Raw genomic sequence first — 17355 nt, 5'->3', positions numbered from 1 at the left:
GGTCACACCCCGATCGTGAGCGCCGCCGTGTACCCGGCCGACGCCGAACCCGACATGTTCGCGATCTGGTGGATGCCGCCGTCGTCGCGGAACACGTTGTCGGTCGAGAGGCTGACCTGCGAGAGGTTGCGCACGCTCTGCTCGTAGCCCGCGGTCGCGTAGACGGCGGCGTCGGTCTCCTGCGGCAGCGCGATCTGCGAGGTCTTCACGATGGGGCCGCTCGCGACGGCGGTCGCGACATCCGAGTACACCTCGAAGTGGATGTGCGGCCAGCGCCCCGTGTAGCAGGCCGGGTAGATCGAGGTGAAGGTCACGGTGCCGTTCGCGTCGGTCGCCTGCACGCCGCGCAGGTAGTTCTCGTTCTCGAGCCCGTTCGAGTAGAGCGAGTAGCCGCCCTCTCGGTCGCAGTGCCAGAGGTACACGCCCGCGCCCACGAGCGCACTGCCCGTCGCGGCATCCCGCACGGTGAGGGCGATCGTGAGCGGCACGCCCTGCGCGACCGTGGTCGACGAGCCGAACGACGAGCGGATGTCGCTGCGCACGATGCCCGAGTCGTCGAGCACGTTGACCCCGTTCGAGCCGTCGCCGGGGTACGGTCCGCCGGTCTCGTCGGGCACCTCGGCGAGGGGCCCGGAGGCGGCGGCGGTCGCGCTGGGCGTCGGGGTGACGGATGCCGAGGCCGACGCGCTCGGCGAGGCGGTCGCCGTCGGCTCGGGGTCGGCCGAGCACGCCGCGAGCAGCGCGGTCAGGCCGACGCCGCCGAAGATGCCGAGCGCGCGGCGGCGGTCGACGAGCGTGCGGATGTCGTAGACGAGTCCGCGGTGGTCCTCGTCGATCGGGTCGCCGTGCTCGTCGATCCAGCGGGGGTCGGTCGTCATGTCGTGCTCCTTCGGGGCGGCGGGCGCGGCGGGTCGGCGGCGGTCCGCCTGCGCGTGCGTGCTGCGGCCAGTGTGGCCGGGGCATCCTGCAACCCCCTGTGGATCGCCGATGGCTTTTCTATGATGGTCGCGCCGGGGCCCGTTCGGGGTCGGCGAACCGGAACGCGAGGGAGCATCATGGGCACCATCTCGGTCGACCTGTTCATCACGCTCGACGGGGTCTACCAGGGCCCGGGCGGGCCCGACGAAGACGAATCGAACGGCTTCGAGTTCGGCGGCTGGCAGGGCCACTACCTCGACGACGAGAACGGCGCGGTGATCGGCGAGGGCATCGATCGCATGGACGCTCTGCTCCTCGGCCGGCGCACCTACGACATCTTCGCCGGGTTCTGGCCGCATCGGGGCGACGAGCCGATCGCCGTCAAGTTCAACGCGATGCCGAAGTTCGTGGTCTCGCGGACCCTCGCCGACCCGGAGTGGGCGGGCACCACCGCCCTCGCCGACGTCTCGGAGGTCGCGGCGATCAAGGACCGCTTCGAGGACATCCACGTGGTCGGCAGCGGCGACCTCGCCCGGTCGCTGCTCGAGGCCGGCCTCGTCGACCGGCTGAACCTGTACCTCTACCCCGTGGCCCTCGGCTCCGGCAAGCGGCTCTTCGGCGGCGACTTCGGGGTTCCGAAGGCGTTCCGGCTGGCGCAGCCGCCCCGCGCCTTCCCGACCGGCGCGATGCTGCTGGTGTACGAGCCCGACGGTGCCGCGGTCACGGGCTTCGACATGTCGAAATAGCGCGTGGAGGAATCCCGTTCGCGCGGCGGAATCCCCATGCTGCGGGATTCCGCCGCGCGAACGGGATTCCTGCGGGGCATCCGGCATCCGGCGCACGGCGGAATGCGCGCGTGCCCGATGATGGGGTGATGCAGCCCGGATACCGCCTCTCGACCGACCGCGCCGACCTCGACCGCGAACGCGTGCACCGCTGGCTCTCGACCGACGCCTACTGGGCGCTCGGCCGCGCCAGGGAGGTGCAGGATGCCGCGATCGACGGGTCGCGCAACTACGGGGTGTACGACGAGGCCACCGGCGAACAGGTCGCGTACGCCCGGGTCGTGACCGACGGGGCGACCTTCGCCTGGCTCTGCGACGTCTACGTCGACCCCGCGGCGCGCGGCGGCGGCCTCGGCGTCGACCTCGTCGAGGGCGTGATCGCCGACCTCGACCCGCTCGGCATCCGTCGCACGATGCTCGCGACCGCCGACGCGCACGGCCTCTACGCGAAGGCCGAATTCGAGCCGCTCGCAGATCCCGGGCGCTGGATGCTGCGCACGAACCCGATGATCGTTGCCGACCCGTCCTTGTCGTCGTAGCGTCGAGCCATGCACGATCGCGAGCGCGGCCTCGAACGACTCCACGAGGTGACGGCCGATGCCAGAGCGCGGGCGGATGTCGCGGTCGGCCGCATGTTCGGCTCCGAGGGGTACTCGGTGCGCAGCAAGCTCTTCGCGTTCGTCTCGACCGACGGCACGCTGGTCGTCAAGCTGCCGGAGGCGCGCATCGAGGAGCTGCGACTGGACAACATGGTCATGCGCGGCAGCCCCATGCGGGAGTGGGCGACGGTGCCGTACGGGGCGGGGGCCGACGACTGGGCGACGATCGTGGCCGACGCGCTCGCCTTCGTCGACGAGATCACGCCGTAGTCGCGCGCAACTCCGGCCGGCCGGGCGTTCAGCCGGTCGGCGTTGGTCGGACGCTGGTCTCGAGACGCTTCGCTCCTCGACCGGCGGGCCTGCGCGGCTCAGCCGGCCTCGACCGCCATCACGTCCATCCACACGGTGCCGTTCGAGCACGCCGGCACCGTGGCGGTCACGTCGAACGCGGTGAAGCTGTGCGGCGGGTAGACCCGGTAGGCCGTGCCCTCGGCGACGGTGCACGAGTCGGCGAGCGGTCCGCCGTCGGTGCCGATGTTCACGGCGGAGAGCGTCGCCAACGCCGTGCCGCCCGCGGCGATCGTGATCGTCGGCGGGGAATCGGGCTCGGACTGGTCGGCCGGGGCGCCGAGCTGCGCGCCGCTCGCATCGAGCACGGAGACGCCGGGCGCCCCTCGGAGCTCGCACGAGTTCGACCCGGTGTTCGTGAAGACGACCTGCGAGTTCGTGTGCCCGGCGCTGCCGCCGTCGGGTGCCATGCGCACGGTGACCTCGAGCGCGTCGTCGGCGCACTGGCCGGCGGGGGCGTTCGGGTCGGTCGAGGCGGTCGAGGTCGGCGTCGGAGTCGCTGACGACGACGGCGAGCCCGTCGGCGTGGGGCTCGTGCTCGGCGCGGGCGTCGAGCCGGCACATCCGGTGAGCAGCAGTCCGAGTGCGAGGGCGCCTGCAGCGGCGATCATCGAGGTGCGCATTGCGCCACCGTACGGCCCGGCGGGTCGATCAGGGCCGAGGCGGGGCCGGGTGCGACCGGATCGCGACCTGCAGGCCGAGCCACGCCTCGAACGTCTGCGAGGCGAGCACCGCGTCGGGGCCGGGCAACGTGTCGCCGCGGCGCATCGCGGCGAACTGCTTGCCGGGAAGCGAGACGGCGAGCACGGGTCCGCGCAGGCCCCGCGCCCTCGCGAGCCTCCGGACCATGTCGGACACGTCTTCGCGACGCGGTCCGGCGAAGTCGGCGCTGCGCCCGCCGGGGCCATGTTCGGCGAGGTGCACGAGCCGCTGCCCGACCTCGCTGGCCGCCACCGGCTGCGATGCGAGCCTCGGGGCCAGGTGGAGGCCGGCGAACGAGAGCATGCCGAGCATCTGCTCGGCGAACTCGTGGAACTGCGACGCCCGCATGATCGTGAACGGCACGGCGCCCGCCTCGACGGCCCGTTCCTGGGCGAGCTTGCCCGCGTAGTAGCCGTAGGGCGCGCGGTCGATGCCGACGATCGAGAGCGTCACGTGGTGCCCGACGCCCGCCGCCTGTTCGGCCGCGAGGAGCGTGCGCGTCGCGGTCGTGAAGAACTCCGTCGCCGCATCGGCCGACCTCGCGTTCGCGTTGGACGCGTCGATCACGGCGTCGACCCCGGCGAGCGCGGCCTCGACGCCCGTGCCCGCGATCAGGTCCATGCCGTTCGACCGGGTGAGCACGACGACCTCGTGCCCGCGTTCGCGTGCGGCGTCGACGACATGGCGTCCGACGGTTCCGGTTCCGCCGGCGACGGCGATCCTCATGCGTGCTCCGTTCGATGCATCCGGTTCAGCGGTTCAGGTCGTCGCGTTCGACGAGTCGGTCGGGGTTCCACGACTCGCTCCAGCCGAGCTCGTCGAACATGCGGTCGAGCACGAGCGCCGTGAAGCCCCAGACCACGCGCCCGCCGACCGTGAACGCGGGCCCCTGGTAGACCCGGCCCTCGAAGGTCATCCGCGTGCTGCCGCGGTTCGCCGGGTCGAGCAGGTCGGCCACCGGCACGCGGAACACCTCGACGGACTCGTCGTGGTCGACCGCGGCGACCTGCGAGGGCCTGGTCCACCATGCGGGCACCGGGGTCACCAGGTGGTTGCTCACCGGCACCGGGAGCGGCTCGAGGGTGCCGAGCGGCTCGACGTCGGCGGGGTCGACCCCCGTCTCCTCGGCGGCCTCGCGCAGCGCGCCCGCGATCGGTCCGTCGTCGGATGCCTCGATCCGCCCACCGGGGAACGCGATCTGCCCGGGGTGGCTGCCGAGCGTCGCGGCCCGGCGCAGCAGCAGCACGTCGAGCTCGCGCGCGACGGCCGGGGCGTCGACCCGGGCGGGCAGGTCGTCGAGCACCCCGAAGAGCACGAGCACCGCGGCCGGGCGGCGGCTCGCGGCATCCGCGGCCCACCGGGGGAAATCGGCGTGCCACGTGACGCCGCGTTCGCAGAGGGCGACGAGTTCGGCTCGGGCGCCGGCGGGATCGCTCACGAACCGTGCCCTTCGTCGTGGGACAGCATGCCTGCCATCCTGCCACCCGCCCGGCGACGCCCGCCCGCGGCATCCGCGTTCAAGGCCCTCGTCGGGAACGCTCGGCGAACTCGCAGCACAACCCCCAGTCGAATCACACCGCGTCGGCCTATTCTGATCGGATGCTGGTGATCAGCTACAACCTCCGCAAGCATCGCGCGATCTCCGAACTCGCGGCGCTCGATGAGCGCTACTCGCCCGACCTCGTCTGTCTGCAGGAGTGCGACACGCAAGACCTCGCCGAGCACGTCGGGCGCCTGCGTCTCGCGCACTCCACTGTGGGCAATCGCCTCGGCCTCGCGGTGTATTACCGGCCCGACCGCATCGAGGTGCGCAGCCTGCGCACGGTCGCACTGAAGAAGTCGCTGCACGACCGCATCGCGAAGCCCGCGCACGAACGACTGCTCGGCGCCCGCGTGTTCGACCGCGTGCACGAGCGCGAGGCGATCGTCGCGTCGTTCCATGCCGCGCCGCTCACGGCGCTGAACTCGCTGCGTCGGCACCAGATCAAGGCCGCGCTCGGCGAGCTGCAGCTGCTCGGCCCGAACCTGCCCACGCTCATGGTCGGCGACTACAACTACCCGATCTTCAAGGACAACCTCGCCGAGAAGGTGCGCGAGGCCGGCTACGACCTGACCCTCAGCGACAGCCGCACCTACACGCGCTACAAGTTCTTCCGCGGGCACTTCGACCTCGCGACGTCGGCGGGCTTCGACATCCGCAAGGTCGAGACGCTCCCCCGCGGCTCGAGCGATCACCTGCCGATCCTCGTCGACACCGAGTATGCGGATGTCGCGGCCGCCGCGTCGGCGTCCGTCGAGGTCCCGGCCGACGCGGCCCCGATCTTCAGCGTCGAGGACGACACCCCGCACGTGGCCTGACCACGGGTCGACGCTCGGTCGCGGCATCCGCTCGCCCGAATGAGGCCGCGTCGCCGCGTCGCCGCTCCGATCGCCGTCGCCCCGATGCTGGCCGCCGACCGGCCCGCTGCGGCAGAATCGTGCGATGACCGATCTCTCGGAACGTGCGCCCGACCGGCTGCCCGACTTCGCCACCGTCGAGACCCCCTGGGGTGCGTTCGTGGCCGTCGAGGACGACGGGGTGCAGCGCATCCGCAACATCCGGTATGCACGGGCCGACCGGTTCGCCCCGGCCGAAGCCGTGGACCCCGACCCCGCGTCATCCGCAGACCTGCAGTTCACGACCATCGCATGCCCGCAGCCGCCCAGCCCGAGCGCCGCCATCCTCGGCGAACCGCTCGAAGGCGCCGTCCTCGACGAGGACTGCCTGCGCGTCACCATCACGCGCCCCGCGGCCGCCGCAGGCCCCCTGCCCGTCATGGTCTGGATCCACGGCGGCGCGCACGTGTCGAACGCGGGCGACCTGCCCGGCTTCGATCCGTCGGCGCTCGCGCGCGAGCACGGCGTGCTCGTCGTCGCGCCGACGTTCCGGCTCGGGCTGCTCGGGTTCGCGGGCGACGGGCTCGACAGCGGACCCGGCGCCGGCCCGCGGCGGCCCGCGAACCTCGGCCTGCTCGACGTCATCACCGCACTCCGCTGGGTGCGCGAGCACGTCGCCGGCTTCGGCGGCGACCCCGAGCAGGTCACCGTGTTCGGGCAGTCCTCTGGCGCCGATGCGATCGCGCACGTGCTCGCCGCCGACGGCACCGAGGGCCTCCTCACGCGCGTGGTGCTGCAGAGCGCCCCCTTCGGCATCCGCACCGACCGCGACGAGTTGCAGGCGAAGATGCGCGACGCGATCGGCGTGATCCCCGCGGATGCCTCGACCGACGACGTGGGCGCCCTGCAACTGGTGGCGAAGCAGGCCGGTTCGGGCTTCGGCCTGCGCTCGGGCATGAGCTTCGGCCCCGAGGCGGGCCGCGCGCCGCTGCCCGCCGAAGCCGAGATCCCCGAAGCCTGGCGTCGCCGCGCCGCCGGCCTCGACGTGCTCGTCACGTGGACCACCGAGGAGACGATGTTCTACCTCGGCACGGTGCCGAAGCTCGAGCGACTGTTCCGGGTGCCGCTGCTCGGCGCCCTCGCCCGTCGGGTGCTCGTGGGCGCCACGACGAAGAAGGTCTACTCGCGCGACGGGCGGCGGTTCGCCGAACTGCTCGCGTCGGGCGGGGCGAGGGTGCAGGTCGGCGTCTTCGACGGGCACCCCGACGACAGCGGGATGGGCGCAGCGCACGCGATCGAGCTGCCGCTGCTCTTCCCGAACGTGCCGGTGTGGTCGCGCGCCGCGCTGCTCGCGCCCGACGGAGCGAGCACGCTCGTCGAGGCCGGCGCACCGCTGCGCGCCGCCTGGGCGGAGTTCGCCCGCACCGGCCGCATCACGCGCTCGCGCATCCCGCTCGGCCCGGATGGCAGGGTGGCCTGCGGGTGGAGGATCTCAGCTGACCGACCGATCGACCGACCGACCGTCCGACCGTCCGACCGAGCGAAGGAGCCCGCATGAACGCCAAGCCCACCACCGTCGACGAGTACCTCGCGACCTTCGACGGGGAGGCGGCCGAACGCCTCGCCGCCGTTCGGGCGACGATCCGCGAGGTGCTGCCCTACGGCGAGGAGAAGCTGCGCTACGACATCCCGGCCATCTCGATCAGGGGTCGCTACTGGCTCCACTTCGCCGGTTGGAAGCAGCACATCGGCCTCTACCCCGTGCCGCACACCGAAGGCGAGCTCGAGGAGCGCATCGCGCCGTGGCGCGCGGCGAAGGACACCGTGAACCTGCCGTATTCCAAGCCGTTGCCGCTCGACCTCGTGCGCGACATCGCGCGGCTCGCCCTCGAGCTGCACGGCGGCGACGCCTGACGCACGCCGTGCTTGTGGCGAGACGACGCACCGCCTAGCATCGCAGGGCCGAGTACCCGGGGGACGAGTGGCCGCCAATACACGCGAGCGTCGAACGATCCGGGGTCGTGCCGCCGAGATCGCGGCCGCCCTGCTCGCTGCGGGTGCGCTCGTCGCCGCCATGTGCATCGCTCCGGCGAGCGCGGCAGAGGTCGACACCTGGGGCACGTTCAGCCTCTCGGCTGCGCCGTACACGGGCGCCGTGGCGATGCCCGGCAACTTCCCGGCGACGACGTTCACCTCGACCTCGAGCACGGCGACCGTGGTCAGCGGCGCCTCGACGTGGCAGGCGGCGAGCACGCCCGTCGGCGTCGAGTTCGGGTCGAGCCTGAACCGCACGTACCTGAACCAGCGACCGGCGGCCAACAACGCGGCATCCCCCGCCATCACGACGTACACCTTCGCCTCCCCGACTCCGGCGTCGGGCTGGGCCTTCGTGCTCGGCGACATCGACGCCGACCAGGTGACGCTCTCGGCAACGGGAGCCGACGGCGCGCCGGTGCCCGTCGAGGGCCTCGGCTACCAGGAGTCGTACAACTCCTGCCACCGTTCAGGCGGTCCGTCGTGCGACGCCCTCAACCTGAACGACCGTCCGTCGTGGACCGACGACGGCAGCACCGGCCTCCTGCTCGGCAACCCGACGGCGGCCGACACCGAGGGCGGTACCGCGTGGTTCGCCCCGAACGTGCCGTTGACCTCGCTGACCATGCGGTACCAGTGGCGCAACGGATTCCCGATCTACCAGACCTGGTTCGTGGCCAAGACGTTCACGGCCGGCGGCACGGTCACGCTCGACGACGCCCCGCTCGCGGGCGCGACCGTCACGGTGTTCGACGAGGCGGGGGCCGTCGTCGGCACGGCCGTGACCGCGGCATCCGGAACCTGGAGCCTGCCCTCGCTCATCGCGACCGGCACGTACCGTGCGACCGTGGCTCCGCCTACCGGCATCGCGCCGCTGCCGGACCGCACGTTCTCGCTCGTCGACTCGGATGCCGCGGAGATCGACTTCCCGTTCGATACCCCGCCTCCACCGCTCGCCGGAACCGATGAGGTCTCGACGTTGCAGGGCATCGCGGTCGACCTTCCGCTGCTCGAGAACGACGCCGGCGGTTCGGAGGACTTCCCACTCGTTGCCGACAGCGTGAGATTCGAGCTGCCCGGCGGAGCGCCGGCGGGCACCGTGCTCGCGCCCGACGCGAAGCGCTTGACGGTGCCGGGTGAGGGCGTCTGGACCGTCGATGTCGCGGGCACGGCGACGTTCGCCCCCGAGCCAGGCTTCACCGGGGAGGCGACGCCCGTGCCGTACACGGTCGCAGACACCAGGGGCGGCACGGGGAGCGCGAGCGCGACGGCGACCGTGACGCCCGTGACCCCTGCCGGTGGCGACGACCCGTTCGCGACGCCCATGGGTGCGCCGGTTCGCAATCCGGTGCTCGACAACGACGTGCCCGGCGATCCGAGCGTGCCGATAGATCGCACGTCGTTCGCGTTCCAGCTGCCCCCAGGGGCCCCCGCAGGCTCGACGCTGGCCGCCGACGGCAAGTCGCTCGTCATCGCCGGCGAGGGCTCGTACGAGATCGGCGACGACTTCTGGGTGACGTTCACGCCGGAGCCCGCGTTCTCGGGGGTGGCGACCGCGGTGCCCTATACGGTCGCCGACGCGAACGGCACGCTCGCCAACGCCGAGATCACCGTCACCGTGAGCGCCGTGGCCCAGCCGATCGGCACGATCGACCAGACATCGACCCTGCAGGGTGTGCCGGTCTCGGGCCCCATCCTCGCGAACGACGCGGCGTCGAGTGCGACCGAGACCCTGCTTCCCGAGACCATCCGCTACGCCCTGCCACCGGCCGCACCCGCCGGATCGAGCGTCTCGGCCGACGGCCGCACGCTCACGATCGGCGGCGAGGGCGTCTACACCGTCGACCCGGCCACGGGCGAGGCGACGTTCGCGCCCGACCCGACCTTCGTCGGGATCGCGACGCCCGCACCCTACTCGGTGCAGGACTCCGCCGGGTTGACGGCGACCGCGACCATCGTCGTGACGGTGCTCGCCGTGACGCCCGCAGCGGTTCCGGATGCCGCGACGACCGCGCAGGGCGCCACGATCGTCGTCGAGCCGCTGACCAACGACGAACCCGGCACGGCCGCCATCGCCATCGTGCCCGGATCGCTGGCCCTGCAGTTGCCCGCCGGGGCTCCCCCCGGATCGACGATCTCGCCCGAGGGCGTGGTGACCATCGCCGGCGAGGGCGCCTACGCGCCCGACGGCCTCGGCGGCGTCGCGTTCACGCCGCTGCCGACCTTCATCGGGGAGGCGACCCCCGTGCCGTACACGGTCGCCGACGAGAACGGGACCGTCTCAGCATCCGTCATCTCGATCTCGGTCACGGCGGTCGTGCCCGAGACCACGCCGGATGCCGCAACCACCCCGCAGGCCACCCCGATCACGGTCGACCTGCTCGCCAACGACGTGCCCGGCGACGAAGCGGTGCCCCTGACGCCGTCGAGCGTGGCGCTGCTGCTGCCTCCCGGCGCTCCGGCCGGAACGGTGCTGGGCGCCGACGGCCGGTCGCTCGTGGTGCCGGGAGAGGGCGAATACGCGGTCGATGCGGCCACCGGACTCGTGTCGTTCGACCCCGTGGCGAGCTTCGTCGGCGAGGCGACCCGGGTGCCGTACACCGTGGTCGACGCGAACGGCACCTCGGCCGAGGGCGAACTCGCGATCTCGGTCACGGCCGTCACGCCGGTCGCCGGCGTCGACAACGCCACGACGCCGTTCGGCGAGCCGCTCGTCATCGACCTGCTCGCGAACGACGTGAGCGGCAACGAGGTCGACGGCGGCGCGCCCGCGCCGCTCGTGGCCGGGTCGGTGCGCCTCGAGCTGCCGGTCGGATCGGACCCCGCGGCGCTGTCGGCCGACGGTCGCACCCTGACGCTCGACGGGGTCGGCACGTTCACGGTCGATGCCACGAGCGGGGCGGTGGCCTTCGTCCCCGCCGCTGGATTCTCGGGGCTCACCCCGGTGGTGCCGTACACCGTGCTCGACACGAACGGCACGCTCGCGAGGGCGAGCGTGCGCGTCGTCGTGGCCGAGGCGCCGGTCGGGCCGCCGGTCGAGCCTCCGGTGGATCCGCCGCCCGCATCGGGCACGCCAGGGGCGCCCGGCCCTCCGGCGGGCGCGTCGTCCGGGCTGCCGGCGACCGGGGTCGATCCGGCGCCCGGCGGTGTCGCCGCAGCACTGCTGCTGGCCGCCGGCCTGCTGCTCGTCGCCCGCCGAACGCTCGTCGCTCGCCGCCCGACCGTCGAGTGCGCCCGGGCCCGCAGGTCAGGGCCTCGCGGCCGCTGACGGCGCGAGCGCCATGTCCGTCCCGACGGACGGGCTCGGGCGGGTCGCCGAGAGTCGCCGTGCGCGACGGTGCACGATCTCGGCCTGCACGGCGATCATGATCGCCACGATGACGAGCACCTCGGCGAAGCTGGAGCCGTCGGCGATGCCGGCGAACCCGGCGATCACGCCGAGGGCGACCTTCACCGCGATGACGGCCACGAACAGCGACACGGTGAGCCAGGTGCCCTGCCGCAGGAGCTGTCCGTCGTCGGCGACCCAGACCTTGGTGAGGCGGCCGCGCAGCACGCCGACGACGGCGCTGAGCACGATGCCGCCGAGCAGGAACAGCCATCCGAGCCCCTCGGGCGGCGACCACCCGCCCACCAGGAGGCTCGCGACGCCGATGCCCGCGTAGATGAACGCGAGCTTGAAGCGCGCCGGCCCGCCTGCGGTGCTGATGCGCGTCTGGCGCACGATGGCGTACACGACCATGCCGAGCAGCAGGACGAGTTGGATGGGTTGCATGGTGGATCTCTTCCGTTGGCGAATCGCGCTTTAGATACGCGCTGGTATCTAATATAGGTCGGCCTGATAAGATACGCAAGTGGATCTTGAATCGCCGACTCCGCCCAACACCCGTCGCCGCGGAGAAGAACTCGAGGCCGCGATCCTCGAGGCCGCGTGGGAGCAACTGCTCACCGGGTACCCGAACTTCACGTACGACGCGATCGCCAAGCGCGCCCAGACGAGCAAGCCCGTGCTCTACCGACGCTGGCCGAGCCGCGAGGAGCTGCTCGAGGCGACGCTCGCCTGGCGCGGCGCGCACGACCGGCTCCCGATTCCCGACACGGGCGAACTGCGTGGAGACCTGCTCGCCCTGCTCCGCTCGGCCAACCGCAGGCCCGAGCGCTTCCTCGGGCTGCTGAGCGCGCAGATCGGCGGGTACTACGACGCGGCGGGCCTCACCCCGGGCAGCCTGCGCGACCGCTTCATCGGCACCGGGCCGACCGCCCTGAGCACGGTGTACCGGCGAGCAGCCGACCGCGGTGAGCTCGACGGCGATCGGCTGACGCCCCGCATCGCCGCCGTGCCGTTCGACCTGTTCCGCATGCAGCTCTTCCTGACGCTGCAGCCACTCGCCGACGAGGAGCTCGTCTCGATCGTCGACGAGGTGTTCTTGCCGCTCGTGGCGCCGCGGCGCGAGATCGCCTGAGACCACGAGGGCGCCCGGCCCGTACAGGCACGCTCATGTGCTCCATCTGCGCATATGGCATGCCCTCACGTCGACCTTGATTCCGTCACTGCAACTCTTTTGCTATTTCTGTTGTCGACATGCAGCAGGTGCGATACATTCTTGCCGCCTGACAATTCGAAGGAGAATTCTGTGCGGCCAACCACCACACTCCGTATTGCTGCGGCCTCGCTCGCAGCGATCCTCATCCCCGGCCTCGGAGTCAGTTCCGCGGCATTCGCAAACGACGGCCCCGGTGCCGTCGGCCCCGGCTCGATCTACCTCGAGCCGTTCGCCTCCAACCTCTCCGGCTGGACCGCCATCACGGCCACCACGTCGGAATGGTCCGTCGTCGACGGCACGGTCGGCATCGACACCAGGTCGCAGACGTCGGGCCGGTACATCCGCCCGACCCAGTCGCTGACCCTCCCCGATGCCTACGAGCTCCGCACCCACGTGAAGATCGACGCGGCCGACGCGACGGGCACCGTCACGGTCGGACTCGACATGCGCGACACGACGAACTGGAAGAGCACGGGCATCAGCCCGCAGTTCACCACGGCCGACGCAGACGGCAGAGTGAAGTTCCAGATCTCCAAGCCCATCGCCGGCCAGTACCTCTGCCAGGGCGCCTCGCCCGCGAGGCTGGGCGACTGGGTCGAGCTGCGGGTGCAGCGCGCGGCCGGCGTCACCGCCGTCTACGTCGACGGCGCCCTCGTCGGCGCGGCCACCTCTCCCACCGCCGGCGGCACGATCGCGCTCGGCTCCTACAAGACGAAGATCAGCGTCGGTGCAATCTCGATCGATCCGCTGACCTCGACGCCCGCCGGCCACCCGGCCGCCAACGCCGGCTGCCCGTGGACCGCCCCCGTCGACCCGCCCGAGGAGCCCGAGCCGGGCACCGGCACCGGTGAGGTCACCGGGAACGGCGAGTGGGTCCCTGCCGCGGCGACGTCCTCCGACCGCCCGGGCCACGAGGTCACCGACGGCCAGTCGAAGATCTCGCTCGACGGCGACTGGAAGTTCAAGGCCGAGGACTACGCGAAGTACCTCGATCCGGCCGCTCCCGACGTCGACGGCGTTCAGCAGGAGTGGCAGAAGCCGGCGACGGATGTCACCGCGTGGGACACGCAGCAGGTTCCGGGCAACTGGAGCGTGCACGACGCCTACGGCCGCTACGAGGGCAACGGCTGGTACCGCCGCACCTTCGAGCCCGGCGACCTCAGCGCCGCCGCCGGCGAACGCGCCTGGCTGAAGTTCGGCGCCGTCTACAACACCGCCACGGTGTGGCTGAACGGCGTGAAGCTCGGTGAGCACACCGGCGGGTACACCCCGTTCGACTTCGACGTCACCGACCACCTCATCGACGGCGAGAACACCCTCGTCGTGCGTGCCGACAACACCTTCCAGCAGGGTGCGTGGTGGTCGTGGGGCGGCATCTCCCGCTCGGTCGAGCTCGTCAAGACCGGCGAGGTCGTCGTCGACCGCCAACAGATCGTCGCCACCCCCGACCTCACGGCCGGCACCGCGCACATCGCCTCCACCGTGTTCCTCGAGAACGCCGGCGACGACGCCCGCACGGTCGCGCTGACCGGCACCATCACGGATGCCGCGACCGGCGCCGTGATCGCCTCGGGCCTCACCGCCCAGGCCGACGTGCCCGCGAACGGTGCCGCGCAGGCCGTGCTCTCGACCGACCTCGCCGCGGGCTCGTACGAGCTCTGGAACATGGACGACCCGAACCTCTACCGCCTCGACCTGACGCTCGACTCTCCCGCCGACACCGACGACGCGGCCCAGTCCGACCGGTTCGGCATCCGCGAGTTCAAGATCGACGGCACGAAGATGCTCCTGAACGGCGAGCCGCTCAAGAGCGCCGGCGGCAACCGCGTCTCCGACGACCCGATCAACGGCAACGTCGAGCCCACGTGGGTCGTGCGTCGCGATCTCGACCGCATGAAGGCCTCGGGCATGAACGTCACGCGCATCATGCACTACGCCCAGTCGCCCGACCTGCTCGACTACGCCGACGAAATCGGCATGCTCCTCATCGACGAGGTCCCGGTCTGGGGCACCTCCCGCGTCGCGGAGATGAAGGGCGATCAGGCCCAGATCAAGCAGGAGTTCCGCGAGATGGTCGAGCGCGACTTCAACCACGCCTCGATCTTCGCCCACTCCGTCGCCAACGAGATCGAGTCGAACTACCCGTACGGCAAGGAGTTCCTGCGGGTCATGGCCGACTACTCCCACCAGATCGACCCGAGCCGGTTCGTCACCCACGCGAACAACAAGGTCGAGCGGGCCGAGACCACCAGCGCTCAGCAGGACGGGTCCATCTACATGGACTTCGTCAGCATCAACCTGTACGGCAACTACGGCGCCGGCCCCGACAAGATGCACGGCTACTACGACAAGCCGATGTTCATCTCGGAGTACAGCCCCGACGGGTTCAGCTTCCCGATCGACCGTGAATGGCTCGACTTCTCGACCGGCGCCGACACCACGGCGTCGAACTTCAAGAGCCGCGACTTCGTGTTCGGCTGGTCGCAGTGGACCTACAACGACTACCGCAGCGACTACGGCGGCTCGAGCGAGAACCTCATCCGCGGCTGGGGCAATGCCGACGTCTGGGGTCGCCTCAAGGCGGCCTACGACGAGACGCAGATCTCCAACGCGCCGGTCAAGTCCTTTTCACTGACCGACGTCGCAGTCGCCCCCGGCGGCGGACTCGGCGTCGTGGCGATCACGCCCTCGGGCGCGGTTCCCGCTGACGGCCCGTCGCACATCCTGCGCGACTACCAGGTCACGCTGCAGGCGTTCGATGCATCGGGCAAGGCGATCGGCGGCACCGTCGTCGACCTGCCCGACATCACGCCCGGCGACGCCGCGTTCGAGGTGCCCGTCTCGTGGAACGCCGAGTCGGCGGCCACGCGGGTGCGCGCCACGCTGCTCTCGCCCACGGGCTACGAGGTCTCGGTCTCGACGACCGATGCCGCCAAGCCCGCCGCTCCCGCGATCCGCGAGGTCGTCGCCGGCAACGGCGTCATCCGCGTCGCGTTCGACGACGAGGCCGGCATCGGCAAGTACCGCGCCATCGCCACCGCACCCGACGGCACGAGCAAAACGGTCACCACTCGCGAGCGGTTCGCCGACCTCGGCGGCCTGGCGAACGGCACCGAGTACACGGTGACGGTCGCGGCCGTCGGCTCGACCGGCGCCGGGGCATCCGACGACGCGAAGGCGACGCCCACCGGCTCGCTGACCGTGCCGCCGAAGGTGCTGAACCTCGAACCCATCGAAGGCGGCGTGGTGCTCGGCTACTCGAGCCCGACCCGCGACGGCTGGTTCCAGGTGAAGGTCACGGATGCCGCGACCGACGCCGACCTCGAGACGTACACGACGCAGAACCGCCCCGGCACCCGCATCGAGGGTCTCGAAGCCGGAACCGCGGTCGACGTGCGCATCCGCGAGGTCGCCGACAAGGACGCGAGCTCGGCGAAGTCGGAGTGGAGCGAGGCCCTGCAGGCCACGCCCCTCGCGGCAGACGACGCCCCCGTGCTCGACGTGCGCGGCCTGATCGGCGGCCCGAACACGGCCGGCATCGTCGTGACTCCGTCCAACCGCACCGAGCGCTACCACGTCACGGTCGACGGCGAAGGCGTCGACCAGGCGTTCACCGTCGAGCGGTCGGGCATCGACCTGATCCCGCTCGACGGGCTCGCACCGCAGCGCGAGTACGCCGTCACCGTCACGGCCGAAAGCGCCGGCGGCACCTCCGAAGCGTGGTCGGGCACGGTGCGCACCCGCGCCGAGACCCCGACCGGCGAAGCGACCGTGCCCACCGGACTGAAGGTCGTCAACCGCGGCAACGACGCGTTCCTCACCTGGGACGACTCGGGCGCCGACGGCTACGTCGTCACCTCCGAGCGGTGCGGCGCGACCACGTCGAGCACGGTGATCGGTGCCGAGTTCGCACTCGGCAAGCTCGGCGAGAACCCCGGCGACTACCAGGTCGCCGCGATCCTCGGCCGGTCGGTGTCCGATGCCTCTGCGCCGGTGACGGCCGCCGGCGACGAGCGGTGCCCGATCATCGTGTCGACGGCCGACAAGACCGCGCGTGCCGACGGCTCGGTGCCGTTCAGCACGAGCAGCGGCTGGCTCGCCAGCGGGATCACCGGCATCGGCGGCCACCCTTCGATGTACGCCGAGATCCCGAAGACCGCCAACGCGTCGGCCACCTGGACGGCGCCGAAGGTCACCGGCGAGGTCACCTACCGGGTGGCAGCCTCCCTGCCCGCGAGCAGCACCAGCACGAAGGACGCGACGTACGTGGTGAAGACCGCCGACGGCGACGTTCAGGTGAAGGTCGACCAGGTCGCCCTGAGCAACACGTGGGTCGACCTGGGCGAGCACCGGTTCGATGCGACGCACCAGCCGACCGTGGTGCTGACCGGCAAGGACGGGTTCCTGCGGGCGTCGGCGGTGCGGTTCACGGACACGAGTACGGCGGGGCTTCCGACCGCGCCGGAGCCTGGGTTCGCGGACCAGGAGATCGCGCCCGACGAGGCGATCACCGGTACCGGCACGACCGAGGGCAACACCGTCGTCGTGACCGCCGCGGACGGCACCGTCCTGGGCGAGGGCACCGTGGACGCCGACCTGGACTGGTCGATCACCGCAGCAGCACCGTTCACGGCCGGCACGTACACCGACGCGGTCGCCACCGAGACCGACGCCGACGGCTGGACCGGGACCGCGACCGCGACCCTCACCGTGACCGCCGCACCCGCGATCGACGTGTCGGTCACCGCGACCAGCCGGTGCATCGCCGGCAAGGCCGTGCTGCAGGTCAACGCCGCGAACAACGGCGACACCCCGGTCGACGTGCGACTGGACGGCGTCTACGGAACGAAGACGCTGACCGCGGTACAGGGCGGCAAGACCGGTTTCCACGCGTTCACGACCCGGGTGAAGGACCTGCCCGCCGGACAGACCGACATCACCGTGACCGCGGTGATCGACGGCACCACGCAGACCGTGCACCTCGTCGCAGCCAACACCGCACGCACCTGCTGAACCAGAACCGGGGGTGGCGCGCGGCCCGGGCGCGCC

General features: G+C 71.7%; 14 protein-coding genes. 9 read left to right on the top strand and 5 right to left on the bottom strand.

All coding sequences use genetic code 11. The features are described from left to right. Positions 1 to 2: 2 nt before the first annotated feature. Entirely contained in the window at positions 3 to 878 is an 876-nt protein-coding gene (locus ATC03_RS04845; RefSeq protein WP_067873815.1) for an intradiol ring-cleavage dioxygenase, read from the bottom strand. 177 nt (positions 879 to 1055) lie between these two features. Here ATC03_RS04845 and ATC03_RS04840 point away from each other — a divergent pair, with 177 nt between their 5' ends. The 3 genes from ATC03_RS04840 (at position 1056) to ATC03_RS04830 (ending at position 2572) form a co-directional block, all read left to right on the top strand. After that, the gene (locus ATC03_RS04840; RefSeq protein WP_067873812.1) at positions 1056 to 1664 is read left to right on the top strand and encodes a dihydrofolate reductase family protein; all 609 of its coding nucleotides are present in this window, start codon (positions 1056 to 1058) and stop codon (positions 1662 to 1664) included. A 128-nt stretch (positions 1665 to 1792) separates the two neighbouring features. Next, a complete protein-coding gene (locus ATC03_RS04835; protein ID WP_084003688.1) occupies positions 1793 to 2242 on the top strand; it encodes a GNAT family N-acetyltransferase in 450 nt (149 codons plus the stop codon). Between the two features lie 9 nt (positions 2243 to 2251). Then, positions 2252 to 2572, top strand: a complete 321-nt coding sequence (locus ATC03_RS04830) for a hypothetical protein (protein WP_067873805.1) — start codon at positions 2252 to 2254, stop codon at positions 2570 to 2572. 98 nt (positions 2573 to 2670) lie between these two features. On the opposite strand, the gene ATC03_RS04825 is transcribed toward ATC03_RS04830, so the two are convergent. The 3 genes from ATC03_RS04825 to ATC03_RS04815 are packed head-to-tail and all read right to left on the bottom strand — an operon-like array spanning position 2671 to position 4790. Then, positions 2671 to 3273 carry a DUF4232 domain-containing protein gene (locus tag ATC03_RS04825; protein ID WP_067873802.1) on the bottom strand — a complete coding sequence of 201 codons (603 nt, stop codon included), beginning with the start codon at positions 3271 to 3273 and terminating at the stop codon, positions 2671 to 2673. Between the two features lie 28 nt (positions 3274 to 3301). Beyond that, positions 3302 to 4078 (bottom strand): SDR family oxidoreductase, encoded by a 777-nt coding sequence (locus tag ATC03_RS04820; protein ID WP_067873799.1) that lies wholly within the window; start codon positions 4076 to 4078, stop codon positions 3302 to 3304. Positions 4079 to 4103: 25 nt separating this feature from the next. Next, entirely contained in the window at positions 4104 to 4790 is a 687-nt protein-coding gene (locus ATC03_RS04815; protein WP_067873796.1) for an NUDIX hydrolase, read from the bottom strand. 161 nt (positions 4791 to 4951) lie between these two features. Between ATC03_RS04815 and ATC03_RS04810 the strand changes: the two genes are divergently transcribed. The 4 genes from ATC03_RS04810 (at position 4952) to ATC03_RS04795 (ending at position 11030) form a co-directional block, all read left to right on the top strand. Then, positions 4952 to 5710 (top strand): endonuclease/exonuclease/phosphatase family protein, encoded by a 759-nt coding sequence (locus ATC03_RS04810; protein ID WP_067873793.1) that lies wholly within the window; start codon positions 4952 to 4954, stop codon positions 5708 to 5710. Between the two features lie 124 nt (positions 5711 to 5834). Then, positions 5835 to 7286: a carboxylesterase family protein gene (locus ATC03_RS04805; RefSeq protein WP_067873790.1), complete on the top strand. Its 1452-nt coding sequence runs from the start codon at positions 5835 to 5837 to the stop codon at positions 7284 to 7286. Continuing rightward, positions 7283 to 7642 (top strand): iron chaperone, encoded by a 360-nt coding sequence (locus ATC03_RS04800; protein WP_067873787.1) that lies wholly within the window; start codon positions 7283 to 7285, stop codon positions 7640 to 7642. Before ATC03_RS04805 ends, ATC03_RS04800 begins: the two co-directional genes overlap by 4 nt. 67 nt (positions 7643 to 7709) lie before the next feature. Beyond that, on the top strand, positions 7710 to 11030 hold the full coding sequence (locus ATC03_RS04795) for an Ig-like domain-containing protein (protein WP_067873781.1): 3321 nt from the start codon (positions 7710 to 7712) through the stop codon (positions 11028 to 11030). Here the strand turns inward: ATC03_RS04795 and ATC03_RS04790 are convergent. Continuing rightward, complete coding sequence (locus tag ATC03_RS04790) at positions 11010 to 11537, bottom strand: hypothetical protein (RefSeq protein ID WP_067873778.1); 528 nt, start codon at positions 11535 to 11537, stop codon at positions 11010 to 11012. The genes ATC03_RS04795 and ATC03_RS04790 overlap by 21 nt on opposite strands. 79 nt (positions 11538 to 11616) lie before the next feature. Between ATC03_RS04790 and ATC03_RS04785 the strand changes: the two genes are divergently transcribed. Together ATC03_RS04785 and ATC03_RS04780 are read left to right on the top strand one after the other, a co-directional pair. Continuing rightward, positions 11617 to 12225, top strand: coding sequence for a TetR/AcrR family transcriptional regulator (locus ATC03_RS04785; protein WP_067873775.1), 609 nt, complete (start codon positions 11617 to 11619; stop codon positions 12223 to 12225). 171 nt (positions 12226 to 12396) lie between these two features. Next, positions 12397 to 17319, top strand: coding sequence for a glycoside hydrolase family 2 (locus ATC03_RS04780; protein WP_067873772.1), 4923 nt, complete (start codon positions 12397 to 12399; stop codon positions 17317 to 17319). Positions 17320 to 17355: the final 36 nt, after the last annotated feature.

This window comes from Agromyces aureus (assembly GCF_001660485.1).
GTDB classification, from domain to species: Bacteria; Actinomycetota; Actinomycetes; order Actinomycetales; family Microbacteriaceae; genus Agromyces; species Agromyces aureus.
This window is presented reverse-complemented; position numbering and strand designations above follow the sequence as displayed.